The sequence below is a fragment of the Salmonella sp. SJTUF15570 genome (assembly GCF_043357055.1).
GTDB classification, from domain to species: Bacteria; Pseudomonadota; Gammaproteobacteria; order Enterobacterales; family Enterobacteriaceae; genus Salmonella; species Salmonella enterica.
In genome coordinates, this window is sequence record NZ_JBEUKJ010000020.1 from 25949 (window position 1) to 39172 (window position 13224).

Annotated in this window: 14 protein-coding genes and 1 pseudogene; 9 read left to right on the top strand and 6 right to left on the bottom strand. The window is 45.9% G+C overall.

Going from position 1 to position 13224, the window contains the following annotated elements; all coding sequences use genetic code 11:
- The first annotated feature begins 174 nt into the window (after positions 1-174).
- Together ABVN44_RS23650 and ABVN44_RS23655 are read left to right on the top strand one after the other, a co-directional pair.
- Entirely contained in the window at positions 175-993 is an 819-nt protein-coding gene (locus ABVN44_RS23650) for a DUF4942 domain-containing protein (protein WP_000193209.1), read from the top strand.
- Positions 990-2195: a hypothetical protein gene (locus ABVN44_RS23655; protein ID WP_001572381.1), complete on the top strand. Its 1206-nt coding sequence runs from the start codon at positions 990-992 to the stop codon at positions 2193-2195. Before ABVN44_RS23650 ends, ABVN44_RS23655 begins: the two co-directional genes overlap by 4 nt.
- A gap of 279 nt (positions 2196-2474) precedes the next feature.
- Here the strand turns inward: ABVN44_RS23655 and ABVN44_RS23660 are convergent, their stop codons facing one another.
- The 3 genes from ABVN44_RS23660 to ABVN44_RS23670 are packed head-to-tail and all read right to left on the bottom strand — an operon-like array spanning position 2475 to position 5472.
- Positions 2475-3794 carry a DUF1173 family protein gene (locus ABVN44_RS23660; RefSeq protein ID WP_000078514.1) on the bottom strand — a complete coding sequence of 440 codons (1320 nt, stop codon included), beginning with the start codon at positions 3792-3794 and terminating at the stop codon, positions 2475-2477.
- 22 nt (positions 3795-3816) lie between these two features.
- Positions 3817-3984, bottom strand: coding sequence for a hypothetical protein (locus ABVN44_RS23665; RefSeq protein WP_000220758.1), 168 nt, complete (start codon positions 3982-3984; stop codon positions 3817-3819).
- A 60-nt stretch (positions 3985-4044) separates the two neighbouring features.
- Positions 4045-5472, bottom strand: coding sequence for a DNA cytosine methyltransferase (locus tag ABVN44_RS23670; RefSeq protein ID WP_000833382.1), 1428 nt, complete (start codon positions 5470-5472; stop codon positions 4045-4047).
- Positions 5473-5686: 214 nt separating this feature from the next.
- On the opposite strand from ABVN44_RS23670, the gene ABVN44_RS23675 reads away from it, so the two are divergent.
- The 6 genes from ABVN44_RS23675 (at position 5687) to ABVN44_RS23700 (ending at position 9683) form a co-directional block, all read left to right on the top strand.
- Positions 5687-6202 carry a thermonuclease family protein gene (locus tag ABVN44_RS23675; protein WP_001572389.1) on the top strand — a complete coding sequence of 172 codons (516 nt, stop codon included), beginning with the start codon at positions 5687-5689 and terminating at the stop codon, positions 6200-6202.
- Positions 6203-6204: 2 nt separating this feature from the next.
- Positions 6205-7101 (top strand): hypothetical protein, encoded by an 897-nt coding sequence (locus tag ABVN44_RS23680; RefSeq protein ID WP_000975182.1) that lies wholly within the window; start codon positions 6205-6207, stop codon positions 7099-7101.
- Between the two features lie 47 nt (positions 7102-7148).
- Positions 7149-7556 carry a hypothetical protein gene (locus ABVN44_RS23685; RefSeq protein ID WP_001572392.1) on the top strand — a complete coding sequence of 136 codons (408 nt, stop codon included), beginning with the start codon at positions 7149-7151 and terminating at the stop codon, positions 7554-7556.
- Positions 7557-8250: 694 nt separating this feature from the next.
- The gene (locus ABVN44_RS23690; RefSeq protein WP_000710701.1) at positions 8251-8448 is read left to right on the top strand and encodes a hypothetical protein; all 198 of its coding nucleotides are present in this window, start codon (positions 8251-8253) and stop codon (positions 8446-8448) included.
- A 336-nt stretch (positions 8449-8784) separates the two neighbouring features.
- Positions 8785-9246: a hypothetical protein gene (locus tag ABVN44_RS23695; protein WP_000185304.1), complete on the top strand. Its 462-nt coding sequence runs from the start codon at positions 8785-8787 to the stop codon at positions 9244-9246.
- A 29-nt stretch (positions 9247-9275) separates the two neighbouring features.
- Positions 9276-9683, top strand: coding sequence for a hypothetical protein (locus ABVN44_RS23700; protein ID WP_000074418.1), 408 nt, complete (start codon positions 9276-9278; stop codon positions 9681-9683).
- Positions 9684-9733: 50 nt separating this feature from the next.
- Here the strand turns inward: ABVN44_RS23700 and ABVN44_RS23705 are convergent, their stop codons facing one another.
- The 3 genes and pseudogenes from ABVN44_RS23705 to ABVN44_RS23715 form a co-directional block, all read right to left on the bottom strand.
- On the bottom strand, positions 9734-10261 hold the full coding sequence (locus ABVN44_RS23705) for a hypothetical protein (protein ID WP_001027750.1): 528 nt from the start codon (positions 10259-10261) through the stop codon (positions 9734-9736).
- Between the two features lie 166 nt (positions 10262-10427).
- The gene (locus tag ABVN44_RS23710) at positions 10428-10814 is read right to left on the bottom strand and encodes a hypothetical protein (RefSeq protein WP_181728339.1); all 387 of its coding nucleotides are present in this window, start codon (positions 10812-10814) and stop codon (positions 10428-10430) included.
- Positions 10815-10887: 73 nt separating this feature from the next.
- Positions 10888-12402: pseudogene (locus tag ABVN44_RS23715) on the bottom strand (Tn3-like element TnAs1 family transposase); the annotation flags it as partial.
- Positions 12403-12467: 65 nt separating this feature from the next.
- Between ABVN44_RS23715 and ABVN44_RS23720 the strand changes: the two are divergent.
- The gene (locus ABVN44_RS23720; RefSeq protein WP_001067858.1) at positions 12468-13172 is read left to right on the top strand and encodes an IS6-like element IS26 family transposase; all 705 of its coding nucleotides are present in this window, start codon (positions 12468-12470) and stop codon (positions 13170-13172) included.
- Positions 13173-13224: the final 52 nt, after the last annotated feature.

Below are 13224 nucleotides of genomic sequence, written 5' to 3' on the forward strand. Positions count from 1 at the left end.
TAATGTTGGAACAGCGTGTGATACACACTTAGCATCATGTTTTGTATGTGTTTTTTTAAAACTTTACAACTTTAAAGTCTTTTTCAGGTTAAAGGATACAACTTTAATGTCTCTACACAGGGTCCTACCTTTGCTCAAATCAAAATGTTCTGACATACCAAAATGGAGTGTAAAATGACTCAAAACCAGGGTTCTGAGCCAGTACCGGCGAGCCGGACAGGGCAGCTCATCAGCGCCCGGGATATGGCCATGCAGAAATTCGAAGAAGGGATGCGGTTAATCTCGGAAGCGTCGGAACTGTGCGGTCTCTCTCTCTTCACCAGCAGAATTATGCAGCCCAACGCATTTGGTCTTCCGTCGTCACTGGATCGCACCATCGAGGAGGGGCGTAAGGAAATTGACCGTAAAACGTGGAAAAGGCTCTTTGAAGAAACAGGTATGGACCGGTACTGGAACCATAAGCAAAAAGAAGCCTTTAACGAATCCCTTCGTACGGATCCGCCCGTCGCTTCCCTGGAGATTGTTAAGGGAACATTACAGCATGCACTGGCTAACAGACGAGACACCCTTGCAGAAGGTTTCGTTGATGTTCTCAACAAGCTTGACCGAAGTTTCAAAAGCAATGCCAGGCAATATACAATGCCAAAAAAGCTTGTTCTTCGGGGGATTTTTCCTGGTGTGAACGTGCTGAGGTACAACGGTTTCTCGCAGGACAATCACTTTTGTTTACGCGACTTTGAGAATATTGTATGCATCTGTTCTGATACTCCAACACCTGCAACCGGCGGTGGGCTGAGTATGGTCGACAGGCTGACGGCCATGAGAAATACAGAATTCACAGGCGAGGTCAGTGATGAGAATGGCTGGCGGTGTCGCCTGTTTGAGAATGGAAACGTTCATATTTGCATCGACAGTATCTCGCTTCTGAATGCTCTGAACGATCTTATCAGCATATATTTTGCAAACCAGCTTCCGGCCGCAGGAAAAAAATGATGATTGAAAATGATAAAGAAAAAAGCCTGAACGATGCTACCCCGCCAGAGGTGCAGAATGACATCCGCAGCGAATCCACTGAAAAATCAAAGGAAATGGGTCGTTCAAGGTACTCATCTATCGCGATGATCGATTACTTCAATGCAATCGAACGTCTGTGCAAAGAGAAAGAAATTAACCCGGAAAATATCGATCTGAGCTTCAAAGTTCACTGGCTCAGAAACGCTGTTGGCGGCTCGTTTGCAAGGTCACAGGAGATGTTCGCGGAGTACCAGAAGTATGTTAAAGAGGTTCCTGAAGAGGCCCGTTACCTGGATATACCCGATGAGGTAAAGGTTGCACTCGGCGATATTATCTCGTACATCACCTGGCACTACCGTAGAAGCTATACCGCAATACAGAATGATAGTGTTAAAAAAGCTGAAGCACGTAGCATGCAGCTGGAGGAGGAGGTAACGCAGCTGTTACAGCGGCTTGAGCAAAGCGCTACCGATATGGATGAGCTGAAACTTGAGAATCAGGCACTACAGGGTCGATTAGAGATCCGGGACAGTACCGTCAAGGAGTTAGAAACAAGGCTGAATGTTGCCGAAGCAGAACTCGAAACCTGCCATCACCAGTTAGATAGCACACGGCATGAATTGAGCCTCGCACAGCAGTCAAATGACTCACTCTCCCAGCAACTGGCTGAACGTAAAACAGAGATCGCTGGTCACCTTGAATATCAAAAAAAGCTGAACGAAGAGATCAACACGCAGCGTTCTGATAACGCCGGTCTTTCCAGACAATGCGACCAGTTAAGTCAGACTGTGTCAGATACAAAGGCAGAGAGGGACAGGTTTGAACAGGAATTGATTGCTGCACAGAACCTTTGTACTGAGCTGAAAAGTGCACTGTCCGGGAAAGAGGGTGACCTGGTGGCGGTGAATGCCGAGCTTACTGAACTCCATAAACTAAACGAGTCGCTGAGCGCCGACCTGAATAAAGTAACTTTGGTCAGCCAGGGCTATGAAGCGGAAGTGGCTGAACAAAGCAATGAACTCAAAACGCTCCAGGCCAAAGTAATGAAGCTGGAAGCTACCCTGGAGGCGGAGAAAACAATCTCAGAATCCCTAAAAGGCACCATTGATACATTAACTGGTGCAATGGCAGGGGGAGGTACTGGAAAGTCAAAACAGCCGCGTAGCAGAAAAACATCATGATAAATGAAGCCAGGTTGATACACTTCTCTGCATCCCCTGGCACATAAGAACTTCTGCGGACATTCAGCCCGTCCGCAGGAGTTTTCGTCCTTCAGTCAACAAATGCACTACCTTTTTTGAGTCTCCACTTTCCAGAGCAGAAAACACGTTACCGATTCTACCAACAGCTTGTATCTGAGTGATAACCCCAGTCTTGTAATCATCTAGGATCCCTGACAGGAAAGCGTTCAGTTTTGTCTGTTCGCTTAGCGAAAGCATGTAGGACATTTTTTCTCCATTTTAAGCAGGTGTGTCAGTTGAAAGAGGTTTGCGTGATTCTGGAAAATGAGGCAGCACCATAGTTTCAGATGCTGTGGTCGCATCCCAGTGCCACCATCCATAAGGCCCATATTCACGGTTGTAATAATCTTTTTTGAGTTGCTTTCGGGCCAGATAAGCAGGAGTGGCCATACCAAATACTTCCATCGGGAACGGCTTATCGCTTTTTGTGTCGAGCAGGTAGAAGTCAGGGAACACCTCACTAATACTCGCATCATAACGCATGGGCTTAACGTACTGCCGGTGCTCTGCATCCAGCTTTTCTGCAACAACCGCCTCATAGGAGGAGTCCAGAGGTATCCAGTTCTCGCTAACGTGCATCAGCACAATTTGATGAGCTCTTACAGAAGGGCCTCTGCCGGTTACCGCAGCTGGTGACGTCAACGCAAAGACAACTATTTTCGCCCCGGATTTCCATGCTGCGTACTCCGATGAAAATCGTTTCTTTACGCTATCCCAATGGACTTCTGAATTGAAAAAAATCAGCGGTAGCCCCCCAAAATTCCGCAGGGGTAAAAATTTAAGTGGCTTCTCATGCTTTTCAGCATCGTAGCGAGGTAAAACTGACAGGAGCATGAGACGTTTATCACTCATCGCCTGTGATGAAAGACGCTGAATTTGCGACTGAGCGACAGGTTGTTTCGGGTCAGGTACACCAATGAATAAATGGTCACCTATGCAGGCTCTGCCGGTACGAATTTGTTTAGCGGTTTCAAGCAGACGATACCGTACCAGTGAATCGTTACGTTTCCCTGCCATTTTCGGGTACCAGACATTCAGACCAGACTCTGTCCACAAAAGACTAAGCAAGCCCAGGAGGGTCATTGAGGCCTGACCTCCTTCTGGTCGCTGAACATGGGGCAGGGGAGGCACTTCTGATTTTTCAGGAGGATCTTTCTCTGTCATACCGATACCGAGCCTTACAGCCATATCACCTTCGGTTGTAATCCGGACCACACCACTCGCATATCCTTTCAGGCCGGTATGCCGGGCATCAAGGGAGAAGAATACACAGGAAGGATCATGCTCAATGCCCGTGTTAGCGGCTTTGACGAGAATAAAGGCATCACCGTTCGGTAAAGCACGAACATAAAGTCGCTTTTCTCCTTTTCCACGACATCCGCAGGTGATGACTGATTTTTGACCTGAGGTGTGGTGTGCCTTTTTAAGAGCCGACTGCCACCCTTTAGCAAACTCATCCTGCGTTTGAAAGTCAGGTGAATACCTTTTGACGTTTGGATCGTCGTCGTAAGCAATCATCACTGCGAATTTTTGGCTCATAGTAGTCTCCTAAACAGAAAGTTTAATATCCCAACCAGAGCAACACTTCCTGAGCGTCATACTGTTCCTTTACGCCCATGTCGCTAAAGAATTCTTCGAAATCTGTTTCGGGAACGCAATGCCTGGACAGTTCTTGTAATGCTCGTTCTTTAGATACCGTCTCACCTTCAGCTGATTCGAAATACGTCATGGTTGACCTCTGACATTATTACAACAATCTTAAGCATTTAAATTGATGAAGGAGCTCAGGTCAGCTGACTTCGTCGTAAAACTGCCGCAAGCGCTGGGAGGCTGCAAATTCAATTCGTGACTTCAGCAGTTTGGCGACGGCCGCAAAGACATCAACGACCACGGAGTTCCCAAACTGTCTGTAAGCCTGTGTATTGGACACAGGGATACGGAAAACACTTTCCCCGGGTTTATCGAAGCCCATTAGCCTGCTGCATTCACGTGGCGTTAGCATGCGTGGCCGACGGTCCATGTTGTATGTGTTATGGAAATCAGTTTCTCCCAGTTCATGAGACCAGCCCCGATCAATAAGAATTTCAGATCCGTCTTTCATATAGCGGCTTGAGAGGGTTCTGGTGACACTATTAACATTGGAAGGATCTACTAGTCCAAAACCAAAACCATTGCCTTTTGCCGCATGTTTCTTTGCATAGTTGTATAAGTACTCCCAGAGTTTAGGGGAGAGGATGTATTTACTATCTACGCTCGGATCCAGTAAATCTGAGAGAGAAGGGCGCTTGTCCGGATAAAAGTCTTTAATGTCTCTCAGAGTAAAACCGTCTTTCAGACGTAGGTCGCGGCGAAAACCAATAAGGACGATACGTTCACGGTGCTGGGGTCGGAAATGACGGCCATCGATGACTTTAGGATCATCCGCGCCCGTGCTTTCGCTGTTTGCGACGTCGTAGCCAAGCTCATCGAGCGTTTTCATGATGATGTTAAAGGTATTACCCTTATCGTGACTCTTCAGATTTTTTACGTTTTCCAGAACAAAAATTGCAGGTTGTTTTGCCCGGATGATCCTGGCCACATCAAAGAAGAGCGTACCCTGAGTGTCGCACTCGAAACCGTGTTTGCGACCCATAGAGTTCTTTTTACTGACACCGGCGATGCTGAATGGCTGGCATGGAAATCCCGCAAGAAGAACATCATGATCCGGGATAGAGGCATCGATAAATTTGTATGCCTCGTCATCAGTAACCTCGGGCCGGTTGCTAAGAGTGATGTCACGGATGTCTGAATTGAAGCGGTGCTCGTTCTCATCGCAATACCAGTTCGCCCGGTAAGTACGGCTGGAATAAGTATTCCATTCGCTCGTGAAAAGACATTTACCACCGATGGCATCAAATCCGCTTCGCAGTCCACCTATCCCTGCAAACAGATCGATAAAGCTAAAGTGCCTGTCCTCATAATCAGCAGGTCGTGAAGGTATTAAAGTCTGTAGATAGCGTCCATCTGCGATACTCAGCTCACAATGCTCAGGTATGCATGTAACCTGACGTTTAAGGGATGCACGGGACCAATTACTGCCATTTTCATCATTTAATACCTGAGCCAGATATTTCAGGTCATAAATGGTCGAAGCTGTTAACAAAGTTTTGTGGATCAGAGATGGTGTTTTATCCACATCATTCAGGTCTGTCTCAAGATCATGAGTGTAACGTTTCATCCAAACTCTCTCAGGAATAATATCTTTGAGATAGATTAACACGCTTAATTTGGATTATTTTTTGGTTCAGGTTCTAAATTTATTGTGATTATTCTGCCTTTAAGTTGCAAAAAGATTGGTTTTAAGCCCGCCCATGAAATAATGACTTGTTAAAATACTGCCTGTAAATAGGCTTGTGGATACATGTCTGTACTCAACAAATCAAGGTGAAATGATGTTTTTTTTAACAAAGTTACTTTTGCCCATCATGATTGTTGTATTCCCAGTGGCGTCCTGGGGGAACTCAACAACTTTTGAGGCAAAGGTGGTTAAGATTGTTGACGGTGACACCATAACTGCGTTGGATGCTCAAAACACAACCATCAAAATACGGATGTATGGTATAGACGCTCCTGAATCTAAACAGGCTTTTGGCCAAAAAGCAAAACAGGCCTTAACCACAGCTATAGCAACTAAAATCGTTACCGTGATAGACCATGGTACGGATATCTATGGCCGTATGTTAGGTACCATCTGGTTAGATGGATATGATATCAATGCCTCTATGGTGGACAGTGGATATGCGTGGGTTTATCGGTTCGAAGATAACGCCATTGTCCCTGGCTATATCAAATATGAATCCGCAGCACAAAAGGAGGCAAAAGGGTTATGGGCAGACACCAACCCTGTCCCACCATGGCAGTGGAGACAGGCAAACGAAAAGCCCAGAAAGGTGAAAGAGAAGAAATAACCATGATGAAAGAGCCTCATCCGTTACTTCAGTTGGTACTAAACGATTCCGGTCGTCTAACCATGCCTGTTTATTATAGAGATCAACAGTATTGCCCGACTTGCCTTACAAAGGTGTTGAAGAGTGAGGATGGAAGTTTGGCGCACCTCGGGGAAATAAATCAAAATACATGTAGACCTTCTATTTCAGTAGTTGTGACAAAAGCAATTATTGAAATGTTATGTGACGGGGAAAAAATATATGTAAATCCAATACGACACCGAGGCCGGGTGCTGGCACCCTCAGTAATTTTTTCTCCCGACACTCACACTTTCAAACCGTTTATAAATACAGACTATCAGCCTGTGGGAGCAAACTGGAAAAGTGAAAAGGGATATAAACTCGGTCTGTTTTATCTCAAAGATCGAGCCAACTCTATCAATAAAGAGGAATTTGATTTCATTGCCGTTATAGACCCTGAGGCAATGCAGAAAGAATTTATTTCGGCCTGGTCTGAGGTTGATGAAAAAAATCCATTGGAAACGCTGAAGCAGATCTTACGATCTAAAAACAACTCTTCTTTATGGGTAAAATGGCCTGGCAAAATTGAGCATGCGCAAAAAGGAAATTACAACGAAAATTACTGGTTCGATTATCAATCTGATAATCAGGAAGTGAACTGTACGGTCTCTGTTGTAGGTATCGAAGGTAACAGTTCCGGTGAGACAATTTATAGATTGCAAACTTTGCTAAAGCGTAAGCTCAATGAATATCAACTGGTTCGGTCTTTAGGGACTATTATGCTTCTTGATAATACCGGGAATATGATTCCATCAAACCATCCTTATTTTGAAGTCATCTCAAAAGCATGTATAAATGGAGTGCGTGACTTTGTTCGTCAAAACCCGTGGGTAGTCTGACGGTCAACTATAAAGCATAATATAATTAGTAATAACAAGGAACAGACATGAATGAAAACTCAGTAATCTTAATAAGTTTATTTTGGTTTTTTTTGGGATCGAGTGTTGTAGCTGGTTTTATGGATGCATCATTATATTGCTGGATTTTTGCAGCCATAAGCGCATTGTTTCTTCTTTCGGTGATACAAACACCAAAGGAGTTAACGGTATCTATTAGTCATATGACAAGCAAAACGCTGATCTCAAAGACAGATGATGGATACACATTTAGCATTTCACCTTACGGAGACGGGTACCGCTTATCAGTCTCGCCTGAAAATCGTCACAATGGTACCCAAAGCTTTGACGGCTGGTTCCCACGTTTTTTTTCCGAACCACAGTATGCCAAATCATCTTTAACTAAATTTCTCGGTGAGTCCTTAGTATGGGAAGAAGATTCAAGTAATGCTCTATGAGATTACTTATTATAAATTTTTCTATTAATCTCCATGGAGTGATATATGAATTTGGCCTATTTTTTATTTTTGTCTATAACTGTTATGCTTACGAGCTTTATTATTAAATCACTTGTCGTATTGGTAAAGTTCAAATTACTTCGTGATGAACGTCTCGAATATACCAGCAATAAAAATATTGATGAGATGTACGATTTAATGAATGCGAAGGAAGAAATCCTCATAAGGCATCATAAGCAGATGTTGGCATTGCATCTTTCACTATTAATATTCGTTCTATTTATTGCTTACATTTACTAAAAATAATTTTATTCAACATTTCAACAAAGGGTTTTCAATGGAAAGCTTCGAAACTGAACAAATGATTCAATATGCTTTCTACATAAATATCGTAATAACGACTGGTTTGGCATGGTTTTGCTTGCGGTCAGGATTGCATTACAATTTTTTCAGAAAAGCAGAGAGTGCCAGAACAAAAGGGCTGAGTAGTACCTCTACTGAACACGGTCCAGCAATAGTGAGACTAAAGAAGCTACAAGCATTAGTAGATTTTATTAGTAACTGTGCTTTTCTAATCCTTTCAATTGGCACAGCTTATATTTTGTATGTTTGGAGCCACAGTTAACTCATACGAGGTAACTTCGGCAGGTAACAACTTCTAATGCAGGACTTTAATAACTCTAAGGGATTCTACATGAAAAAAGACGATCTAATTACGCGTTGTAAATTACTTAAAGGCGAACGCGATGAGTCTATCTTTACCATATTAATTGGGATAGTAGTAAAGCTGGGGCTGGTAGGCCTGGCATTCTATCTGTTGCTTGGTTCCACGATTGATTGGTCAAGCTGGAAAACTTATGCCGCCATGTTGATCTTGGGAGCATTTCTCTAAAATCTTGAACCTTTTTTCACTCATTACAAGCCATGACCTAGTGCGTAGATCATACGATCTTTAAACCTTATGTCATTGATTTATAAGTACATATAACAAAGATTATGTTAAATACTGTATGTATGTACAGCATCAACAGTTGCCCCCCTCATATTGAGGTAATTGCTACATTCATACCACTATTCTTCTTATAGTATCGACATCCTGAATTATTGCACCCTACTGCTTTGTCTTTAGCTGTTCCGAATTAAAATTCATTGCTCAATTTGGATCACATGACGATCAGCGTATTCCTTTGCTTTATCAAAGTTAAGTTTTTAAAACATAAGATATGTAATGACAAATTCTCAATCTGATTTTCCTTTGAACGATCAAAATTTTCAGGCAGATTTGCTGAAAATCAAAAAGGTTTTCGCCGACCTTATAACGCAGGCATCAGATGGTAAGATACCCATAAGGTCTTCTCATGTACACGGCTTACACCATTTCGAGGAGCTCTACATCCGGGCAAGAGCAGGCATGTGTTCGGTCCTGGGATATCCGGTCATGGTTGTTTCAACTATCTCAGTTAAAGAGCCCGGCACAGGCATTTTTAGAGCGCTTCTTGCAGAATTGAAATGTATTGCAGATGAACAAAATTACATTTTGAAAATTGAAAATGTACTGCCTCCCCTATTCCGCAAATACCTTATTCAAGAAGGTTTTGTTTTCCCAGGTGAACCTTGGATGTGTGGTTCCGGCTATTGGTTTAAGAACCCACAAGTACTTCATGAAAATATTGAGTTATTATCTGTTTAAGTCGATCTAACAATTTCACTGGAGCTAACATGTCCCCGGAATTGGTATCAGACATTGCAAGAGTGGCGCATGAAAAGCTACTTTCAATTTTAACGGAGTGCGGCATAGAGAAGACGGCAGGCACTTGCCTTTTTGCAAGCTATCTTGTGTGTTATTTAGCAAAAACTAAAGGTCTAGATGCTGTTGTCCGTGGGGGTAACGGTGCAGATGATGGCGGTATATTTATAGAGTGTGGTGGCTTTGGCCATTATTGGTGTGAGTTGAATTTCGAAGAAGTGCAATATTATATTGACATCACTTCCGAACAGTTTGGGTTTCATCCATACATAGTGAAACTCGCCAACGATATAACAGGATGGCCTCGATATATTCCTGGTGATCAGGAAACGGTCGATAGTCATTTAGAACAATTATTACGCGACGGCTATACAGAATAGGCTGCGTATACCCTATCGCAGCCTTTCAGGCTCTTAACCCTTGTGACCTGTTAACGGAACCACTCAGGATGACGCTGCCGATCAACTTTGATAACCTGCGAATTAAATTCAACGACATCCGCTGGAGTAAGCATTAATTCATCAGGATTTACAATAAATGGTCTTAAAACCACTTCGCCACCGTCTTCTTTTGCACCGTAGATATTAATAAGAAAGTGCAGTCGTTGATTTCCTTCAGCATTGCGTTGCCATTCTCTAAAAGTCAAAGTTTGTTTAATATAGTTTGTTAAAAGAAATGCGAATTCAGATTCTTCCGTTTGTGAGATACCGATTTTGTTAGACATTTTTTTTAGTATCTTTCCGAGCATGGACACACAGGCATCTAGACTTAACGATGTTGAAATTTTGGTCGTATTAAAATCCTCCTGCGAAAGTGAAATCATCCATGTATTATCTTTATGATAGTCGGTAATATAAATAAAATGAGATGTAAAAGGCGTTGAGTGATTGAACTCTCCTAAGTTCCATCCATACTGACTCACTGTATTTGAGCTAAGTTCTTTGTCGGTAATGTTCATAATTCATACCTTTCGATAAAGTCTGTAATGATAATTAGCTATCTCAAAGGACCAGAACAACTCTTGAAATAACCACACTCGAAGAATTTATCATATTGAACACCCCTACCTAATAACCTTGCCGACTTAATAAATCACAATAGCCCTCCCCTGACATTTTAAAATGCTACTTGAATTTTTGATAGCTTATGGTTGTTTTATGTTCTTTGTGATACGCATATGTCATCTTCTCTTTCCAGTACCAATCTTGTAGATCCTGCAAGTCTAGCCCATTTTTCTCACGTATGCTTTCGTGTAATTCGCTAAGCGCGAGTTTATCATTAGGTTTATAAATGGCTAATTTTTCTTCAAATAAATCCAGCCAACGTTTCCCCATCTTACGACGCAAAACAAACACCATCGTGATAAATGTAATGAAATGCACAGCAATTAGTTCCAACTTATGCGATTGCTGACCAGATAAAATTACTATTGTAACAACAGGGATGGCCGTATATAAAGCAATCAAAGCGACCATAAGTTGGTATGGTTTTTCCCGTATTACCATGTTCATGGGTAAACCAGAGGACGCTACTGCTTGCCAAAATCTTAAAGGGGAGCCCGCAGAATTCGGAAAAAATCGTACGCTAAGGTTTTCCGGGCATCCGTAAGGGCCGAAACTTCCCGTCTTCCAGTCTGCGGCTCTGCCGCCAGACGTAATCGCCGGTTAGGTTGATGTGCTCCCAGCCCAGCGGCGACAGGAATTGCAGCAGCTCGCCGTCCACCGGCTTGCCGGCCTCGACCAACCCCTGGGTGGCGCGTTCCAGGTACACCGTGTTCCACAGCACGATAGCCGCCGTCACCAGGTTGAGGCCGCTGGCCCGGTAGCGCTGCTGCTCGAAGCTCCGATCCCTGATTTCCCCAAGGCGGTTGAAGAACACCGCCCTGGCCAGCGAGTTGCGCGCCTCACCTTTGTTCAGGCCGGCATGCACGCGGCGGCGCAGTTCAACACTTTGCAGCCAGTCCAGGATGAACAGCGTGCGCTCGATCCGGCCCAGCTCGCGCAGGGCCACGGCCAGTCCGTTCTGGCGCGGGTAGCTGCCGAGCTTGCGCAGCATCAGCGAGGCGGTGACGGTGCCCTGCTTGATCGAGCTGGCCAGGCGCAGGATGTCGTCCCAGTGGGCACGCACGTGCTTGATGTTCAGGGTGCCGCCGATCAGCGGGCGCAACGTCGGGTAGGCTTGCACGCCCTGCGGCACGTACAGCTTGGTTTCGCCGAGGTCGCGGATGCGCGGCGCGAAGCGGAAGCCTAGCAGGTGCATCAGGGCAAAGACGTGATCGGTGAAGCCGGCCGTGTCGGTGTAGTGCTCCTCGATCCGCAGGTCGGACTCGTGGTACAGCAGGCCGTCGAGCACATAGGTGGAATCGCGGACGCCGACATTCACCACGCGGGTGCTGAACGGCGCGTACTGGTCGGAGATATGGGTATAGAACAGCCGTCCCGGCTCGCTACCGTACTTCGGGTTGACGTGCCCGGTGCTCTCGCCCCGGCCACCCGCGCGGAAGCGCTGGCCATCGGAGGATGAGGTCGTGCCGTCGCCCCAGTGGGCGGCAAAGGCGTGGCGATACTGGTGGTTGACCAGCTCGGCCAAGGCCGCCGAATAGGTTTCGTCGCGGATGTGCCAGGCTTGCAGCCAGGACAGCTTGGCGTAGGTCAGGCCGGGGCTCGACTCGGCCATCTTGGTCAGCCCGAGGTTGATCGCATCACCGAGGATTGCGGACAGCAGCAACGTCCTGTCTTTGGCCTCGGCCCCGTCCTTCAAGTGGGTGAAGTGGCGGCTGAAGCCCGTCCAGTCGTCCACGTCCATCAGCAGTTCGGTGATCTTGATGCGCGGCAGTAACTGGCTGGTTTGGTCGATCAGCGCCTGCGCCCGATCCGGCACCGCCGCATCCAGCGGGGTGATTTTCAGCCCTGACTCGGTGAGGATGGCATCGGGCAGCTCGTTGTCCTTGGCCAGGCGGGTGACGGTGGCCAACTGCTCGTCCAGCAGCTGCAAACGCTCTTCCAGGTACTGGTCGCTGTTCGGGTTGATCGCCAGGGGCAGGGCCTGCTCGCGCTTGAGTGCGGCGAACTTCTCGGCCGGCAGCAGGTAGTCGTCGAAGTGGCACTGTTGCAAATAGTCGGTGGTGATAAACTTATCATCCCCTTTTGCTGATGGAGCTGCACATGAACCCATTCAAAGGCCGGCATTTTCAGCGTGACATCATTCTGTGGGCCGTACGCTGGTACTGCAAATACGGCATCAGTTACCGTGAGCTGCAGGAGATGCTGGCTGAACGCGGAGTGAATGTCGATCACTCCACGATTTACCGCTGGGTTCAGCGTTATGCGCCTGAAATGGAAAAACGGCTGCGCTGGTACTGGCGTAACCCTTCCGATCTTTGCCCGTGGCACATGGATGAAACCTACGTGAAGGTCAATGGCCGCTGGGCGTATCTGTACCGGGCCGTCGACAGCCGGGGCCGCACTGTCGATTTTTATCTCTCCTCCCGTCGTAACAGCAAAGCTGCATACCGGTTTCTGGGTAAAATCCTCAACAACGTGAAGAAGTGGCAGATCCCACGATTCATCAACACGGATAAAGCGCCCGCCTATGGTCGCGCGCTTGCTCTGCTCAAACGCGAAGGCCGGTGCCCGTCTGACGTTGAACACCGACAGATTAAGTACCGGAACAACGTGATTGAATGCGATCATGGCAAACTGAAACGGATAATCAACGCCACGCTGGGATTTAAATCCATGAAGACGGCTTACGCCACCATCAAAGGTATTGAGGTGATGCGTGCACTACGCAAAGGCCAGGCCTCAGCATTTTATTATGGTGATCCCCTGGGCGAAATGCGCCTGGTAAGCAGAGTTTTTGAAATGTAAGGCCTTTGAATAAGACAAAAGGCTGCCTCATCGCTAACTTTGCAACAGTGCC

Bases quoted from the DNA above. Each gene is read 5' to 3' on its own strand.
- ABVN44_RS23650 (WP_000193209.1), top strand. From the start codon at position 175: ATGACTCAAAACCAGGGTTCTGAGCCAGTACCGGCGAGCCGGACAGGG.
- ABVN44_RS23655 (WP_001572381.1), top strand. From the start codon at position 990: ATGATGATTGAAAATGATAAAGAAAAAAGCCTGAACGATGCTACCCCG.
- ABVN44_RS23660 (WP_000078514.1), bottom strand. From the start codon at position 3,794: ATGAGCCAAAAATTCGCAGTGATGATTGCTTACGACGACGATCCAAAC.
- ABVN44_RS23665 (WP_000220758.1), bottom strand. From the start codon at position 3,984: ATGACGTATTTCGAATCAGCTGAAGGTGAGACGGTATCTAAAGAACGA.
- ABVN44_RS23670 (WP_000833382.1), bottom strand. From the start codon at position 5,472: ATGAAACGTTACACTCATGATCTTGAGACAGACCTGAATGATGTGGAT.
- ABVN44_RS23675 (WP_001572389.1), top strand. From the start codon at position 5,687: ATGTTTTTTTTAACAAAGTTACTTTTGCCCATCATGATTGTTGTATTC.
- ABVN44_RS23680 (WP_000975182.1), top strand. From the start codon at position 6,205: ATGATGAAAGAGCCTCATCCGTTACTTCAGTTGGTACTAAACGATTCC.
- ABVN44_RS23685 (WP_001572392.1), top strand. From the start codon at position 7,149: ATGAATGAAAACTCAGTAATCTTAATAAGTTTATTTTGGTTTTTTTTG.
- ABVN44_RS23690 (WP_000710701.1), top strand. From the start codon at position 8,251: ATGAAAAAAGACGATCTAATTACGCGTTGTAAATTACTTAAAGGCGAA.
- ABVN44_RS23695 (WP_000185304.1), top strand. From the start codon at position 8,785: ATGACAAATTCTCAATCTGATTTTCCTTTGAACGATCAAAATTTTCAG.
- ABVN44_RS23700 (WP_000074418.1), top strand. From the start codon at position 9,276: ATGTCCCCGGAATTGGTATCAGACATTGCAAGAGTGGCGCATGAAAAG.
- ABVN44_RS23705 (WP_001027750.1), bottom strand. From the start codon at position 10,261: ATGAACATTACCGACAAAGAACTTAGCTCAAATACAGTGAGTCAGTAT.
- ABVN44_RS23710 (WP_181728339.1), bottom strand. From the start codon at position 10,814: ATGAACATGGTAATACGGGAAAAACCATACCAACTTATGGTCGCTTTG.
- ABVN44_RS23720 (WP_001067858.1), top strand. From the start codon at position 12,468: ATGAACCCATTCAAAGGCCGGCATTTTCAGCGTGACATCATTCTGTGG.